Origin of the sequence: Dactylosporangium sp. NPDC051541, from assembly GCF_044454505.1 — a bacterium.
In the GTDB taxonomy this organism is placed as follows: Bacteria; Actinomycetota; Actinomycetes; order Mycobacteriales; family Micromonosporaceae; genus Dactylosporangium.
Genome location: NZ_JBITDU010000006.1, coordinates 486,955 through 503,081 on the forward strand (window position 1 = coordinate 486,955; position 16,127 = coordinate 503,081).

The window sequence follows — 16,127 nt, forward strand, 5'->3', positions numbered from 1 at the left end:
CGGGGCACACGCCGTGCAGTGCGCAGGTCGTGCAGTGCGCAGGTCGTGCAGTGCGCAGGTCGTGCAGTGCGCAGGTCGTGCAGTGCGCAGGTCGTGCAGTGCGCAGGTCGTGCAGTGCGCACGCCGTGCAGTGCGCACGCCGTGCACATGTCGCATTGCACGTCGTGGTGCACGTCAGGTGCACGCCGCCGCTGCGCGTTGGACGTCACCACTCCGGACGGCGTCGTGCTACCGCTCGAGTAGTGCGAGCAGGTGACGTACCACCAAATCCGGCTCTTCTTCGGCCATGAAGTGACCGGCCGTGACCGTGTGATGGGACAGGTCTGACGCCCAGGCACCCCAACGGGCCTTCGCGTCGAAGCCGAGGGCCGCGCCCCAGTCCTGCTGCAGCACGGTCACCGGCATGCGAAGTTGATTACCGTCAACCCGGTCGACTTGATCGTCGTCAACGTCGATTGTGGCGGTCGCGCGATAGTCACTGACGATCGACGGGATCGACTCGCGGGAGGCGCGCAAGTACACCTCGCGCACGTCGGGCGGGATCGCGCCGTTGCCCCACGCGTCGAGGAAGTGGCCGAAGAACACGTCCGGCGCGCCCGCGATGAGCCGCTCGGGGATCGGGGCCGGGGCGGCCATCAGGTACAGGTGGAAGCCGACAACGCCGGCGGTACCGTGCAGTACCTCCCAGGAATCCAGCGTCGGCAGGACGTCCAGGGACGCCAGGTGCGTCACGTGCCCCGGATGGTCGAGGCCGGCCCGGATCGCGACGAGCGCCCCGCGGTCGTGCCCGGCCAGCGCGAACCGCTCATGACCGAGGGCCTGCGCCAGCGCGACGACATCGGCGGCCATCACTCGCTTGGCGTAGGCGGCGGTACCGTCCGGTTTGTCACTGTCGCCATACCCGCGCAGGTCCGGGCAGATGACCTGGTGCCCGGCGGCCGCGAGGCGCGGTGCGACATGCCGCCACATCAGGTGCGTTTGCGGAAACCCGTGCAGCAGCACGATGGGACTGCCCTCGCCGAGCAGGCCGACGTTCAGGGAGACGGACGGGGCCACCTCGACCCGGCGGTACGAAAAATCCATGTCCCGACCCTGCACCGCGCGAATGAGCAACCGATCAGCGGCGGATAATCGCACCGTGCCGTCCTTCCGTGTCCTAGGTCCTTTACAAGCCGAAGACCCGGAGTTGGTACAGCTGAAAGGCCCCCGGCACCGAACCGTCCTCGCCCGCCTCCTGATCGCCCGCGGCCGCGTCGTCCCCGTCGACGTCCTCGCCGACGACGTCTGGTCGGGCACGCCCCCGGCCGGCGCCCTGGCCGCGCTGCGCACGTTCATCGCCGACCTGCGCCGCGCTTTGGAGCCGGACCGCAGGCCAAGGACGAAGCCGCGGCTGCTCGTCACCACCCCGCCCGGCTACGCCCTGGCCGCCGCCCCGGCCACGGTCGACGCCTGGCGCTTCGAAACCGTCGTAGCCGACCCGTCCGCGCCGCTCGAGAACCTCGACGCGGCGCTCGCACTGTGGCGGGGCCCCGCCTACGCGGAGTGGTCGACCGAAGGCTGGGCCCGCGCCGAGATCGACCGCCTGGACGAGCTGCACCACCTCGCCGTCGAACGCCGAGCCGCCGCCCTGCTCACCCTCGACCGCGCCGCCGAGGCCGCATCCGACCTGCGCCCGTTCGTCGCCGCCCACCCGCTGCGCGAGGAGGCGTGGCGGCTGCTGGCGCTGGCGCTGTATCGCAGCGGTCGGCAAGGCGACGCCCTGGCCGCCCTCCGCGACGCCCGCACCACCCTGGCCGCCGAGCTGGGCCTCGACCCCGGCCCGTCGCTGCGCACTCTGGAAGCCGACATCCTGACCCAGTCCCCGCACCTCCTGCCGCCCCCCGCCCCGTCCCCGCCGCTCCTGCCCGTCCCCGCCCTGTCCCCGCCGCTGCTGCCGGTCCCCGCCCCGTCCCCATCGCGGGCCGCAGCAGTTCCCGGCCGCGCCGAACCCAACCCCCACCGCGCCGAACCCAACCCCCACCGCGACGAAGCCAACCCTCACCGCGACGAACCCGGCTCCGGCCCCGACGAACCCGACTCCGGCCGCGCCGACGAACCGGCCCGCGTGCGTTCGGCCGGCACTGCGCCTGTGGGCATGGTCTTCGGGCGCGACGAGGAGCTGGGTCGTTTGCGCGCGGCCGGGTCCGTAGCGCTCGTCGAGGGGGAGGCGGGGGCGGGGAAGACGGCACTGGTGGAGGCGTTCGCGGCGGAGGCGGACGGATGGACGGTGCTGTGGGGGAGGGCGGGCGAGCACGAGGGCGCGGCCGGCACTTGGCCGTGGACCGACCTGCGCACCGCCCGGGCCGAGCTGGCCGACCTCCCCGGCCGCGTGCTGCTCGTCGCCGAGGACCTCCACCGCGCCGACCAGGACACCCTTGACCTGCTCACCGCCCTGCCCGCGACGGTCCGGCTGGTCGCGACCGCGCGTGACACCGACCCGTCCCCGCAGTGGACCGCCGCGCTCGCCCGCCTGGCCCGGGCCGAGCCAGTGCGCATCCGGCTCGGTCCGCTGCCCGAACCGGCCGTCGCGGCCCTGGTGCGCGAGGTCGCGGGGGCGTCGGTCGGGGCTCAGGGAGTACACCAAATATGGAAACGCTCTGGAGGTAATCCGTTCTTCGCCCGGGAACTCGCCCGTCTCCTCGCCGCCGAGGGCCCGGCCGGCCTGCGTTCGGTCCCGCCCGGTGTGCGCGACGTGATCCGGCATCGGCTGGCGCAGCTGTCCGACGGGGGCCGGGTGGTACTGCGGCAGGCGTCCGTCCTCGGCCGGGACGTGGACCCGGAGCTGCTCGCGGCCGTCGCCGGGGCCGAGGTCGTGGACGCGCTCGAGGAGGCGACGCGGGCCGGCTTCCTGCTCGACGGGGCGAGGTTCGCGCACGACCTGGTGCGCGACACGGTGTATGGGGACGTGTCCGCACCCCGCCGCGCCGCCTGGCACCGAGCCGCGGCGGAAGCGTTGGAGCGCCTGTCGCCGGACGACGTGTTCGCGCTGGCGTACCACTTCACGAACGCGGCCACCAGGGCGACCGCACCCCGGGCGGCCCGCTACTCAGCCTTGGCCGCCGAACAGGCCGAGCGGCGCAACAATCCGCACGAGGCCGCCCGCCTGTGGCGCCAGTCCCTGACCCACGACCCGGCGAGCGCTTCGTCGATGCTGGGCCTGAGCCGCGCCCTGGCCCTGATCGGCCACCTGGCGGAGTCCCGAAGCCTGCGCGCGGCCGCCCTGGAGTCCACGGATCCGGTGGCGATGCTGGGCGCTTTTGCGGTACCGGCGATATGGCCGCGAAACGACGACGAGGAACTGTCCGCTCGTATCGTGTCAGCCGCCACCGCGGCCCTACCCGGAACCACCGGCCCAGCGCGGGCCCGGCTCCTGATCGCGGTGGCGATGGAACTGCGCGGCGCTCCGGACTCGCGCGGCCGGCGGGCCGCCGAGGAGGCCTACGCCCTCGCGACCTCCGATCCGCTCCTGCGTGCCCAGGCATTGAACGCCCGCTTCCTGCACAGCTTCGCCACCCCCGGCCAGGCCGCGGCCCGAGCGGCGCTGGCCACCGAACTCCGGGCCGAGTCGACCCGCCACAACCTGGTCACGTTCGAGGTCCTGGCCCACCTGATCGCGTTGCAGTCGGCGTGCGCCCTCGACGACCTGCGCTCGGCCGACTCCCACGCCTCCGCCGCCGACCGCCTGGCCACCGAGTACTCCCTGCCGGTAGTCCCGGTCTTCACCGAGTGGTACGCCGCGCTGCGCCTCGCGATGGCCGGCCGCGTCGACGAGGCCGAGTCCGCCTACCGAACCGCCGACACCCACCTGTCCACGGCCGGCATGCCGGGCATGCACGAGGGTCTGCTGGGTTTGGCGCTGCTGTCGATTGACCGCTGGACGCCGTCCGACGATCTAGGCCCGTACGAGCCCTGGGCTCGCCCGCTGCTCCTGACCCGAGCCGGCCGCCGGGCCGAGGCGAGAGCCGCCCTGCGCGCCCTGCCATCCTCGCCGCACGACCTGCTGTGGGAAGCCAGACTGTGCCTCGCCGCGCGGGCGGCTGTCGCGGTGGACGACCGGGCCACGCTGAGCCGGCTGGCGACCGAACTCGGCCCCGCCGCAAGCGAACACGCAGCCGGCAGCGGCGTCCTCACCTTCGGCCCCGTAGCCGCCTACCTGGCGTGATGACGACCAGGGCGGGGGCTATAGGGCGGCGCCTGGCCCCGGGAGGACGTCCACGTCGGTGGCTCGCATTGGGGTGTGGCATTGCGAGCAGTGCAGTTCCACGTGGGCGATCTGGCCGCAGGTGTGGTGGCGGTAGAGGACTGGGGGGCCGGCCTCGCCGGCGGTCCAGCGGTCGCCCCAGCGGACCATCACCAGGAGGAGGTCGCAGAGTTCCTCGCCCTTGGGGGTCAGGAGGTACTCGTGGCGGGGTGGGCGGTCCGAGTATGGGCGGCGGGTCAGGACTTCTTGGGTGACCAGCCAGTTCAGGCGCTCGGTCAGCACCTTGCGGGAGATGCCCAGGTCGCTCTGCAGCTGGTCGAAGCGGTTGATGCCCACATACACGTCGTGCAGGATCAGCGGCGACCAGGGCTCGCCGATGACGTCCAGGGTGCGGGCTATCGAGCAGGCCAGAGCCGAGAACTGGGTGCGTTGCATGGGGCCAGCATAGCGTGTAGGTTCCCTGAAGAGACCGACTTGCCAAGCAAGGCCCAGTGAAGGAGAGCGGAGCCCATGAGCCTCGTCGACGACGTCAATCTCGCGCACATCGCTACCGTGTTGCCCGATGGGGCGCCGCATTCCGTGCCGGTCTGGGTGGGGCGGGAAGGGGACAAGATCGCGGTGCTCACGTCGCCCGGGTCGCGCAAAGCGAAGAACCTGGCGCTCGACCCGCGGGTGGCACTTTCAATTGTCGATCATCAGCGGCCGACCAGCACCGAGCTGATCCGGGGGCGGGTTGTCGAAACGGTTGAAGGGGATGCGGCCTGGGAGATTATTGATCGCATCGCGCGGAAGTACACCGGGGCGCCCTACCCGCTGCGCGAAGACCGGATCGTGTTCCTCATCGAGGCCGAGCACGAGCGGGAGATCAGCTTCTAGAATCCACAGTCATGAATCGACTATTCGTCGCGATAGTCACGGCGGTCGCCGTGGTGGGACTGGCCGCCAACCCCGCCCGGGCGGCCGTAACCGGTGCGGACGTCACGTTCGTGCGGCAGAGTTCGTGGAGCACCGGCTACACGGGGCAGTTCACCATCAGCAACGGTACCGCCGCGCCGTTGACCTGGAAGGTGGAGTTCGACCTTCCAAGCGGTACCACCATCGCCAATTTCTGGGGCGCGCAGATCACCCACTCCGGTGATCACTATGCCGCGGTCGGGCAATCGTGGAATGCCACGATCGCCGCCGGATCGAGTGCCTGGTTCGGTTTCAACGCGCAGGGCACCGGAAATCCGCAGAACATCGTCCTCAACGGCGGCACCACCGCCGGTCCGGATATCCGGCCGCCGACCACGCCGCAGAACCTGCGCTCGATCGTCGGCACCACCACGTTCACGCTGCGCTGGGATGCGGCGAGCGATGATACGGGCGTCCAGGCGTACGAGGTATACAGCGGTGCCAATCTCGTCGCGACCGTCGCCGGCACCGAATACACCATGGGCATGCCGCCGCCGATGATCATCACCTATCGGGTGCGGGCGCTCGACGCGGCCGGGAACGCCTCGCCCTACGCCGTGCTCACTCCCGGTGGCGTCGCCGACACGGTGGCGCCGGCCGCGCCCGGCAACGTGTATCCGGGGACAAAGATCACGTGGACGGCCGCGACCGACAATGTGGCCGTCGCGGGCTACGACGTGTATGTCAACAGCGACCACTACGGCGCGACCAGCGCCCTCAGCCTCAGCGTGCCGCCGCTCGGGTTCGGGGACTTCACGTTCACGGTCATCGCGTTCGACGGTGCCGGAAACCGATCGGTTCCACGCAGTGTCCGCGTGGCCGTCGACCCGGGGCCGACCTCGGACTACTCGGCGCCGACGATCCCCACGAACCTGCGGGTCAGCGTGAACGGGACGGCCGCGACCTGGACGTGGTACGCGTCGATCGACAATACGGGCGTCGCCGGATACCAGATCTTCCACGGCAACGACTGGATCGGCAACGTCACCGGCACCAGCACCAGCTTCACGGAGCCGCTGCCGCTCAAGAACGTGCGCGTGCGGGCCTTCGACGCGACCGGCAACAAGTCAGGATTCGCCGCCCTGGCCCCATAATGGCGCCGTGGAGAGGTGGCTGCCGTTTCGGCGCTCGCGGCCGGACCGGGTCCTGGACCTGGTCCGGCGCGTCGCCGAGGCGCGGGACGCGGGCGAGCACGGCCACGGCGTCGAGGTCGTCGTCGAGGCGCCGCGGACCAAGTGGTGGCGGGCGCTGTTCAACCGCGACGACACGCTCGCCCAGGCGCGGATCGTGGTGACCCGGGCGGGCGGCGAGGTGCGGTACCCGTTCGACATCCAGCTCGTCACGGCATACGGCGCCAACGCCGCCCACCGCCTCGGGACCCGGCCGGGTTGGGCGGTCAGCAACTCGGCCGGGCTGGCGTTCGTGATCCAGAAGGGCACGCACCGCGCGGGGTTCGACTTCGAGGAACTCTCGGTGGGCGCCGTCGCGGCCCTGGTGAAGCTGCGGCGCAAACCCCAGGAACGCGGCTGGCGCGTCCGAATAGACCGAAATGTCAAACGGCAATGACGCTCAAGAACCACCGCCGAAGCCCGTGTCGATGGTACTGATCTCGCCCGCGCTGAGCTCGAACGCCAACACCGCCAGGTTTTCCCGCATGCGCTCGGCGTGCGTCGACTTGGGGATGATGACGATGTCGTGGTGGAGCTGCCAGCGGAGGATGACCTGCGGGACCGTCGCCTCGTGGGCGTCGGCGATCGCGACCAGGCGGGGGTCGTTGAGCGGGGTGTTCTTCAGGGAGCTGTAGCCCTCCACGACCACCCGGCGGGAGCGCATGTCGTCCAGGAACCGCGGGTCGTGCTGGGCCGGGCTCCACGCCACCTGGTTGACCACCGGCGTCTCGCCCGTCTCCTTGACCAGCTCGTCCACCAGCGCGGTGTCGTAGTTGCTGACCCCGGCCGAGCGGATCCGCCCGGCGTCGCGCTGCTCCAGGAACGAGATCCAGGTCGGCAGCGACTTGCCGCGGGCCGGCGGCCAGTGGATGAGCCACAGGTCGACGAAGTCCACGCCGAGGGCCTTCAGGCTGGCCTCGAGCGTCTGGCGCTCCCGGCCCGCGTGGGACGGGGGCAGCTTCGTGGTGATGAAGATGTCGGACCGGTCGACGCCGCTGTCGCGCAGGGCTCGGCCGATCTCCTCCTCGTTGCCGTACATGGTGGCCGTGTCGATGTGCCGGTAGCCGGCGTCGAGCGCGGCCCGGACCGACTCGTACGCCGCACCGCCCGTGATCTGCCACGTGCCGAAACCGACGGTCGGCAGGTTCACGCCCGGCGCCAGCTCGACGGCTGGAATGTCGTGTGCCATACCCCAATACTGCCCCGTCTACAGTGGACCAATGCAAAAGCCTCGGCGGGTGTACTTTTTGTGCGTGGACGAGGGCGCGGACAGTACCCCCACAAAGGTCTGCCGCGGTTTGCTCTGAGGCGGTAGCGTCGCGCCTATGCCGGATCTGCCGCAGTTTCCGCCCGGGTTCCGTTTCGGGGTCTCCACCGCGTCGTATCAGATCGAAGGCGCGGTCGGCGAGGGCGGGCGCGGGCCGTCCATCTGGGACACGTTCGCGCACACTCCGGGCAAGATCCGCGACGGGCACACCGGCGACGTGGCCTGCGATCACTACCATCGGTGGCAGGACGACCTCGACCTGATCGCGGGGCTGGGCGCGGGGGCCTACCGGTTCTCGGTCGCCTGGTCACGCATCCAGCCGACCGGCAGCGGCCCGGCCAACCAGGCCGGCCTGGACTTCTACGAGCGGCTCGTCGACGGGCTGCTCGCCCGCGACGTCGACCCGCTGCTGACGCTGTTCCACTGGGACCTGCCGCAGGCGTTGCAGGACGAGGGCGGCTGGGCCAACCGGGACACGGCGATGCGCTTCGGCGAATACGCGGAGCTGCTCGGCGAGCGCCTCGGCGACCGGGTGAAGCTGTGGATCACGCTGAACGAGCCGTACATCCACTTCGCCCTCGGCCACGTGCAGGGCATCCACGCCCCCGGCCTACAGATGCTGACCGACCAGCTGCCGGTCGTGCACCACCTGCTCCTCGGCCACGGCCTGGCGGTTTCGGCCCTGCACCGCACCTCGAGCTCCCCGGTGACCCTCGCGAACAACTACTCGCCGGTCTGGCCCAAGAGCGACTCCGAGGACGACCAGATGGCCGCCGCGGTCTACGACATGGTGCAGAACCACCTCTTCACGGCGCCGATCCTCCTCGGGCAGTACCCACCCGGCTATGAGTTCCTGACCAGCGCCGACGTCGACTCCATCGTGCTCGAGGGCGACCTGGAGGTCATCTCCCAGCCCATCGAGGCGCTGGGCGTCAACTACTACAACCCGAGTTTGATCTCGGCCCCGCCGCCCGGCGACCCGCTGCCGTTCGCGCGCCTGGACATTTCGGGCTACCCCAAGACGGCCTTCGACTGGCCCGTGATCCCCGACGGCCTGCGGGAGCTGCTCGTCGGTCTGCGGTCGGCATACAGTGACCGGCTGCCGCCCGTCTGGATCACGGAGAGCGGCTGCTCCTGGCCGGACATCGACGATCAGTTCCGCATCGACTACATCGCGGGCGACTTGGCGGCTGTCCGGGCGGCCATCGATGCCGGGGTCGACGTGCGCGGCTACTGCACGTGGTCGCTCATGGACAACTTCGAGTGGGCGGAGGGGTACCACCAGCGCTTCGGCCTGATCCACGTCGACTTCGACACGCAGGTGCGGACCCCGCGGCGCTCCTACGAGTGGTACCGCCAGGTTTGCACCGCAGCTGCACCCCAGCCAGACTTGCAGCAAGACCCGACCGGATGACACGGTGGGTGCGGCGGAATCCGTAGCGTTGCGCAGGTCAGTCGTGCGCAGCCGTTGGGAGACCCCGCCGTGGCCGAGCAGTATGCCGGAGCTCTTCTCTACCTCGTCCCCGTCCTGGTGGCGGCGGTCGTAGCGTTCATCGTGACGCGCCCGGAGAAAGACGACACGACCCCGGCGTTGGACGAGACCGCGATCCTCCCCCCACCCCGCCCGGCCGCCACGTCCCGCCCCCACATCCCGGCGCAGCGCACCTACCAGCCGCTGAACCGCCGCGCCAACCCGTCGACGGTCGCACCGTCCCCGTCGCCGACCCTGCTGCACGCGGCGCTCTCCTCCCACCTGGCCGCGGTAGCGGGCGCCACGACGTCGTCGACCGCCCCGGCCTCGGCGAAGCAGCCGGCGGTCCGCCCCTCCCGCCTGGTCTCCATCCGCCGCCCCGCCCGCATCCCCCGCCGCCCCCTGCACCGCTGCCCCCACAAGCCGTAAGCCCCGCCTCCGCCGCCTTTCACACGCCCCCGGCGCCGCACCTGCCTGATCGATCGGACGGCATTCGAATGTGGCCACAAGGCCCTATTAGGTGCTAACGTGCACGGCATGCTCGATCGCCGTGCTGATGTGTCGCTGTACCGCCAACTCGCTGACGTCCTGCGCGACCAGATCAGAAGCGGCGAACTCCAGCCCGGCAAAGAGTTGCCGAGCGAAGGCTTCCTGTCCAAAGAGCACAACGTCAGCCGCGATGTGGTCCGCGACGCCATGGCCGTACTGCGCAGCGAAGGCGTTATCGCCACGGTCCGGGGCCGCCGCGCGATCGTCCGCGAAGCCACCGCCAGAATCCCGGTCCAGGCCCCACCGGCGGCCGAGATCACCGCCCGCATGCCGACAATCGAAGAACGCCGCAGGTGGGACATCCTGGAGGGCGTCCCTTTGATCACCGTCCGAACCGACGAGATGGAAACCCACCACCCCGCCGACCGAGTGATCGTCTACACCTCCCCAACGTCCGCCGCCGACGACTCCAACTGACCCGAGCGCAGTCCGGAAACTCCCCACTCCCCACACCCCGCGTGGCGGCGGCAGGCGGGGGAGTTTGTGCTGGTCGGCGGGGTGGCTCGTTATCTTCGCGTGTCCTTTACGGGGCAATATGCGGGGCAAGCATCGACTATGGTCGTGCCGGTGACTTATCCACCGACCGGTGATCCCAGCCAGAATCAGTACTACGGCGGGTATCCACCGCCGCCCGGGGCCTCACCGACCGGCGGTTACCCGGCCCAGCCGGAGCCGGGGCCGCCCTCGGCACCCGGCTATCCACCACCGCAATACGCGCCGCCGCCGCAGTACCCGCCGCAGCAGCCGCAGTACCCGCCGCAGCAGCCGGAGTACGCGCAGCAACCGGGTGGATACCCGCCGTCGGCGCCGGCCACGCAAGGGTGGCAGCAGCCGCAGCCGCCGCCGACCCAGGGCTGGCAGCAGCAACAGCAGCCGCCGACCCAAGGTTGGCAGCAGGCGCCGGCGACGCAAGGGTGGCAGGCTCCGCCACCCGGGGCGGTGCCCGGTGGTTCCGGAGGGCCGCGCAGTTCGATGCCTTGGCTGCCCATCGGGGTCATCGCCGGGATTGTGCTGCTCGCCGTCATCGGGGGTGTCGTGGTCATCACCAAGCTTGTGAGCAGCGATGAGCCGTCCACGCCGGAGGCCGGGAGTCAGCCGGGCGCTACCACCGCGGCGGCGCCGACGACCGGGGGTGCGCCGACCGGGAAGCCCTCCAAGACCTCGACCTCCGCCGCCGCGACCCCGGCCAAGTACGCGGCGGCCGGGGATCTGTGCTCCACGGACCTCAGCGCGCTCGGGATCTACTCGGCGAAGAAGGAGAAGTCGACGCCGAACGTGCGCAACACCGGTGGCGTCGCGCGCTCCGACTGCGACTTCGACCTGCGCACCGCGTCCGGCATGAAGGTGACGTTCGGGATCAAGACGCAGGTCTACCCGACCAGCAAAGAGGCCAAGTCGTACTTCGACTCCGGGTATGACCTGGACAAGCAGCGATACTTCGACGCGGACCTCAGCGGGATGGGCGAGCGGTCGTACGGTACCAACCGGGACTGGGACATTGGATCGAAGACCAGCGATTACACGATCCGAGTGCTCGACAGCAACCTGTACCTGTCGATCAGTCTCGTGACGTTCGGGTCCGCGTTCGTCCCCAAGGACCAGCTCAAGCCGAAGGCGATCGACGAGGTCAAAGCGATCCTCGCCAAGCTGCCGCAGGCCTGAAGCACCAGGCCCCGGCGGCCGCCGGGCGGGATCGTCGACGCGGCGGCCGGCAAGCAACAGCCGCCGCGTCAACCACCCCGCCCGCCCGGCCCGCTCACCGCGTGCGCTCGCGGGCTCTGATTGGAACAGGCTGGCGTTGTCGCGACCCGACGTGTCGGGCGCACCAAACTCGTGCGGGTCGACGCGCCAGCGGCCATGGGGGTGCGGGTGGGAATCCTCGCCGCGGCCGAAGGCGCCGGGACACACTGTGGGCACGGTTGGTTTCGAATCAACGACCCCCCGCTTGTAAGTTCTGCCCACTCCGTCCAGAGGTCGTCCGCGGTAGTCCTTGACGTATGGGAGCCATCCGATGCGGTCCGCCCGCGGCCGCGTGGGTTCGCGGCGGTTGCCGTAAGCGTTGCCGTAAATCAGCTCCGCCACCCGGTGATCCTCAACCTGGTGCTCGCGAACTCATATGCTATTTCTGCATGATATCGTGCAGAAATAGCCTCAATCATTTCCTGCGGAGTTGAGAGGAGGCGTCGATGCGAGTCTCCGCTCCGGCGCTGTTCCCGCTGCTCCGTTCGGAGTTGCAGGGCAAGCTGCTCGTTCGCATCCTGTTGGGCGCAGCGGAGGAGTCTGTGGCCGATCTTGCCACTGCGATACGAGCAGATCCTGGCAACACCGCCCGCGAGGTCACCCGGTTGGAACAGGCCGGTATTGTCGCGACCCGGCGCGTGGGGCGCACCAAGCTCGTGCGAGCGAACACCCGCGCTCCTTTCTACTCGTCGCTGCTTGAGCTGGTCACTATTGTCCTCGGCCCGGCGAAGGTGCTTGCTGAGGAACTCTCGCGACTTGACGGTGTCGTGAGCGCCGACATCTTCGGCTCCTGGGCCGCCCGACACCATGGTGAACGTGGCCGGCCGCCAGCCGACGTCGACCTGCTGGTAGTCGGCAACCCGGATCGCGACGACCTGCATGATGCCGCCGCGGCCGCCTCACGCCGTCTCAACCGCCCCGTCAACCCTGTCGTCATCTCTGCAGTGCGCTGGGAATCCTCCGACGACGGATTCATCCGTGAACTCCGCTCCCGACCTCGGGTGCAGGTGCTTCCTATCGACGAACCGGAGCAACAAGCATGAGCTGGCCGCGTGGCCGCGACGAGATCCTCGCCATGCTCGACAGTGATGACTTGACGCAAGTTGTCGCTGACCTGGATCTCGCCCAGCACCTGCTCGCTGCAGCGAGGCGTCATGTCGGCAGTGCCGAGACGCTATGCACCAGTGACCCCGAGTTGGCGTACGCGGCGCTGTATGACGCCATCCGCAAAGCCCTGTCGGCCATGCTCCAGGCCCAGGGACTACGCCCTACCTCCGGCGGCGGCCACGTCGCCGTGCAACGCGCCATTCACGCGCAGTTCGGCGCATCGATGGGAGCGCTCCTGCGACCCGTGAACCGTATCCGGACGACTCGCCACTCGGTTCAGTATCCGGATGCGGAGACCTACATCGACGCCGACCAGGTCCGCGCCGACCTACCCGCCGCGCTGGAGTTGGTCGAGGCGGCCGAGAAGGCCATTCCGCATCTGTCGGTCTTCACTCGCTGACGAAACCGAACGCGAGGGCCATGAACCGTTCAGCCTCGCACCCGAAGACGCGGCCGTGTCGAGGGAGCCGGTGAGCTGACCGCGCCAGCAGGTCAGTGGACGCGCCAGCGGCCATGGGGGTGCGGGTGGGAACCCCCGCCGCGGCCGAAGGCGCCAGGAAATATTGTGGGCACGGTTGGTTTCGAACCAACGACCCCCGCTTGTAAGTTCTGCCCATTCCGTCCAGCGTTGTCCGCAGACGTCCTCGCAGTCCAGCGGAAGTCCAGCGCAGGCTGAACCCGACCGCGTGCGTCCGTGGCGGTTGTCGTAAGCGTTGTGGTAAGGGCGAGACTCTAGCTCAGCGGCGGTCCGGTGTGATGCTCAGCGGTCAGGCCAGCGTGATCCTCGTAGTCACTCCATATTTGGTGGGGCGCGCCCGAAGCGATGCAGCCCGACGCCGCAGAATTAGCCACTAGCGGCAAATGCCCGTGGCCGCTATTCGTGATGTCTCAAGTACAAGGCCCGATGGGTGACTCAACCGGTGGAGATGTGCAAGCCGCTCGACAAGGCTGAACATGGCGGCGGCACCTCAGCGGGCCGCCCGCCGCGATTGTCGTTGACGACGTCAGTCTGTGTTTCTGGGCTCGTCGGTTCAGTGCGCTTGATCCAGCAGGTGCGGGTCTCGTGGTCGACGAAATACCCAGACGCGGGCGCCGGTCGTGACCTCATTCTGCCATTGGCACAGCGACCGTCCGCCGTGCGCATCGCTGGACAGGCTCCCTGCTGGAGGGTGCTGCCGGGCCACCCATGCGGAGTGTGGCAACGGTCGGCCTCGATCACATCGAATTCGGTGCGAGGTAATGGCCGGTGGGTGGGGGCGCCACCGTCGGCGCGCCTCACCGCCCGGATGCCCATCGCAGCGGAATACCGCGCGCTCGACGTCCTGGAGGGTGTACCCCTGTTCGTCGTCCAGAAGATGAGATCGAAGCCGCCCGCCCCGCCGACAGCGTGGCGCTACTGAAAACCGAGCCACCAACGACCACCCAGCTTGATCGACTTGGCGCAACTCCGGTTGACTCATCTGGATGATGGCAACAGCAATCTCATCACGGGCGGCACCGTGCGATCAGGCAACCGTGTGTAACTCCGGCGCATATCGCACGACAAGGTCGGCCTCGTGCAGTCGGCGCAAAAGATAGTCGCGGAACTCTGCTTTGTCGCCGGACTCGCCGACATTCAGGACGGGGGCCCACATGTACATGATGTCGGTGATATGCCGCATCGCCGAATTGATGTCGCCGGAACTGAAGACGGCCACGACAAACAGATCAACGAGCTGCATCGCTAGGCTCGGTTCGCTGTAGGTCGCATCGAACCAGTTCGCGAAGATCGGGCGCATCGTTCGCGCGACGTCTTCCCTAGCGAGCAGGCGCGAGATGCCGGGAGCAAGTTTTCGCGCATACTCAGGCCCGCAGCGCAACGTGACGATGATAAAATTGTCGGCTCTGCGCGTGATGCTGGTCGCCGCCGCGAGGATTTGGCCCGCCTGCGTGTATAGACCTATGTCGTCACTCGTCAGCCAGTGAGCCATCTGCTCTACAACAAGCGGCCGAATACGTGGGTATTTCCACAGTTGGCCGTAGGCGACACAGATAGGTTTTTCCAAAGGCTCCATTGATTGTGTGGCAACCAGTTCGAGCCGCTTGAGTGCCAAGCCGGGAAACAATTGACCGAATTCTCCCTGACAAACGCTCACCACAATGCTCAATAGCTCGACGTCCCCTTTGCGCCGTGCCAGTTCGTACAGCCTGTGCCGGATCGCCCGTCCCAATCCTGGACTAATCGCAAGTACTGTGAGAAGTTCACATAGCGGCTGATGGAGCTGGACTACCCGAGGCCACAGCCTGATCGCCGGTTCGACGATCCGTTCGTCACGAAGCCTTAGTGATGTGTCCAGAAGGAACCGTGCAACCTGATCGGGCAGGCCGCGCTCGGAGCGGCCAAACTGCTTTCTGGTCGCAACTTCCGCGACCCATTTCCACAGATCTTGCTGGAACTTCTCGTCGCGATCATGGGTCAGAAACTCGATCACTGCCTCGGCGTACCCCGGGCGTTTGAAGGCGATCGTCCGCTCCTTGGTGACGTCGGCGCCGATCATATGTGCGAGCTGGCGAACTCCAGGTTCGCTGATACCGCCACGCACGAAGGCGGTTTCCTCCAAGGCGGCGGCTAGGTCACACGCCATCGCCTGGAGAAAGTCGCCGCGCGACCCGTGGAAGATAGCCGTCACGACCAGGAAGAGGCGTTCTCGCGTTCCGCTATTCGACCCGAACCACACTGCCAGATCATCCTCCCAGCGATGGAATGCTGCGAGAGTCTGCGCGACGATCGAATCGGTGTCGATCAGTCCATCAGTCGCCTGGACGACAGTGGTGGTATGGCGCGCGAGTCGCACCGCATCTCCGGCAGCGAATCGGGAGGCGCGATCGGCCAACTCCGACGTCATCAGGTCTTCGGCGACATCGCGCGGTAAATCGGACGCCGCGAGATGACGCTGGAATACCTCACGACTGTCAGGTGCGTTCATCCAGAACACCGGCGCGGTTGGTCGGCTGCCGTCGGCGCGCAACAGGCGGCCTGACAGCACGATGACGAGGAACGAACGCTGACGTGGCAGGCGCGCTTGATAGTTGCTCACTGCATGGGCCAGGTCGCTCGTCAGGCCATCGGCTTGGTCAGGCACCTCTAGTACGCAGCAGCAGTGGTCGGGAATTGCGAGCCCATCGATGTTGGCTTCGAGCTTGGCACCATTGCTTTCCTCTCGGTCGATGGTGGCTCGCAGGCGCCACACCGGAAGTCCCAGTCTCTTCAGGACCATGAGGGCAGTGAGGTGACGCCCGGTAGAAGGCTCTCCCGTCAGGACGATACAGCTTTCGCGGCGCAACTGTGTCGCGACTTCGCCGATCGGAATGCTGAGCCGATTCTCATCGAGACCTGCCTCCGAATTGGCGAACACGGGGTCGGCGAACGACTGAGCCATGTGTGTCAGAAGCTTGTCTTCATACCGTCTGACGGAGCCCAAGCGATTCAGATAGTTGACAACATACTGATGCATTCCCCCACGAACATTTTCGGCGTACTGGCCGTCGACGTGGAAAACTGCCCGTCCGTCGCTGTGTGCTGTCAGGCTCTCCGATACGCCGGCCGCCAAGTGCTGGTGCGCGGCCCGATCTCCCGACTGAGAGGTCACG

The 16,127-nt window shown here is 68.4% G+C and carries 14 protein-coding genes; 10 read left to right on the forward strand and 4 right to left on the reverse strand.

Features of this window, described 5'->3' with window-relative positions; genetic code table 11:
- Positions 1 to 228: 228 nt before the first annotated feature.
- The gene (locus ACIA8L_RS28815) at positions 229 to 1,083 is read right to left on the reverse strand and encodes an alpha/beta fold hydrolase (protein ID WP_395909613.1); all 855 of its coding nucleotides are present in this window, start codon (positions 1,081 to 1,083) and stop codon (positions 229 to 231) included.
- Between the two features lie 55 nt (positions 1,084 to 1,138).
- On the opposite strand from ACIA8L_RS28815, the gene ACIA8L_RS28820 reads away from it, so the two are divergent.
- Positions 1,139 to 4,201: a BTAD domain-containing putative transcriptional regulator gene (locus tag ACIA8L_RS28820; protein WP_395909614.1), complete on the forward strand. Its 3,063-nt coding sequence runs from the start codon at positions 1,139 to 1,141 to the stop codon at positions 4,199 to 4,201.
- A gap of 18 nt (positions 4,202 to 4,219) precedes the next feature.
- Here ACIA8L_RS28820 and ACIA8L_RS28825 read toward each other — a convergent pair whose 3' ends face one another.
- Complete coding sequence (locus ACIA8L_RS28825) at positions 4,220 to 4,675, reverse strand: winged helix-turn-helix transcriptional regulator (RefSeq protein WP_395909615.1); 456 nt, start codon at positions 4,673 to 4,675, stop codon at positions 4,220 to 4,222.
- Positions 4,676 to 4,750: 75 nt separating this feature from the next.
- Here ACIA8L_RS28825 and ACIA8L_RS28830 point away from each other — a divergent pair, with 75 nt between their 5' ends.
- From ACIA8L_RS28830 to ACIA8L_RS28840, 3 genes are read left to right on the forward strand one after another with little or no spacing between them, the layout of a single operon-like run.
- Complete coding sequence (locus ACIA8L_RS28830) at positions 4,751 to 5,116, forward strand: TIGR03618 family F420-dependent PPOX class oxidoreductase (protein ID WP_395909616.1); 366 nt, start codon at positions 4,751 to 4,753, stop codon at positions 5,114 to 5,116.
- A gap of 11 nt (positions 5,117 to 5,127) precedes the next feature.
- Complete coding sequence (locus tag ACIA8L_RS28835; RefSeq protein WP_395909617.1) at positions 5,128 to 6,288, forward strand: cellulose binding domain-containing protein; 1,161 nt, start codon at positions 5,128 to 5,130, stop codon at positions 6,286 to 6,288.
- Positions 6,289 to 6,295: 7 nt separating this feature from the next.
- Complete coding sequence (locus tag ACIA8L_RS28840) at positions 6,296 to 6,760, forward strand: hypothetical protein (RefSeq protein WP_395909618.1); 465 nt, start codon at positions 6,296 to 6,298, stop codon at positions 6,758 to 6,760.
- Positions 6,761 to 6,763: 3 nt separating this feature from the next.
- Here ACIA8L_RS28840 and ACIA8L_RS28845 read toward each other — a convergent pair whose 3' ends face one another.
- Positions 6,764 to 7,552: an aldo/keto reductase gene (locus ACIA8L_RS28845; protein WP_395909619.1), complete on the reverse strand. Its 789-nt coding sequence runs from the start codon at positions 7,550 to 7,552 to the stop codon at positions 6,764 to 6,766.
- Between the two features lie 136 nt (positions 7,553 to 7,688).
- Between ACIA8L_RS28845 and ACIA8L_RS28850 the strand changes: the two genes are divergently transcribed.
- The 6 genes from ACIA8L_RS28850 (at position 7,689) to ACIA8L_RS28875 (ending at position 12,897) form a co-directional block, all read left to right on the forward strand.
- The gene (locus tag ACIA8L_RS28850) at positions 7,689 to 9,044 is read left to right on the forward strand and encodes a GH1 family beta-glucosidase (protein ID WP_395909621.1); all 1,356 of its coding nucleotides are present in this window, start codon (positions 7,689 to 7,691) and stop codon (positions 9,042 to 9,044) included.
- Between the two features lie 69 nt (positions 9,045 to 9,113).
- Entirely contained in the window at positions 9,114 to 9,530 is a 417-nt protein-coding gene (locus ACIA8L_RS28855) for a hypothetical protein (RefSeq protein WP_395909622.1), read from the forward strand.
- 108 nt (positions 9,531 to 9,638) lie between these two features.
- Positions 9,639 to 10,067, forward strand: coding sequence for a winged helix-turn-helix domain-containing protein (locus tag ACIA8L_RS28860; RefSeq protein ID WP_395909727.1), 429 nt, complete (start codon positions 9,639 to 9,641; stop codon positions 10,065 to 10,067).
- A gap of 150 nt (positions 10,068 to 10,217) precedes the next feature.
- Complete coding sequence (locus tag ACIA8L_RS28865) at positions 10,218 to 11,312, forward strand: hypothetical protein (protein ID WP_395909623.1); 1,095 nt, start codon at positions 10,218 to 10,220, stop codon at positions 11,310 to 11,312.
- A 524-nt stretch (positions 11,313 to 11,836) separates the two neighbouring features.
- Positions 11,837 to 12,433 carry a hypothetical protein gene (locus ACIA8L_RS28870; protein ID WP_395909624.1) on the forward strand — a complete coding sequence of 199 codons (597 nt, stop codon included), beginning with the start codon at positions 11,837 to 11,839 and terminating at the stop codon, positions 12,431 to 12,433.
- On the forward strand, positions 12,430 to 12,897 hold the full coding sequence (locus ACIA8L_RS28875) for a HEPN domain-containing protein (RefSeq protein ID WP_395909625.1): 468 nt from the start codon (positions 12,430 to 12,432) through the stop codon (positions 12,895 to 12,897). The genes ACIA8L_RS28870 and ACIA8L_RS28875 overlap by 4 nt, the downstream gene beginning before the upstream one ends.
- A gap of 1,105 nt (positions 12,898 to 14,002) precedes the next feature.
- Here the strand turns inward: ACIA8L_RS28875 and ACIA8L_RS28880 are convergent.
- Positions 14,003 to 16,126, reverse strand: a complete 2,124-nt coding sequence (locus ACIA8L_RS28880) for a hypothetical protein (RefSeq protein ID WP_395909626.1) — start codon at positions 16,124 to 16,126, stop codon at positions 14,003 to 14,005.
- Position 16,127 lies beyond the last annotated feature (1 nt).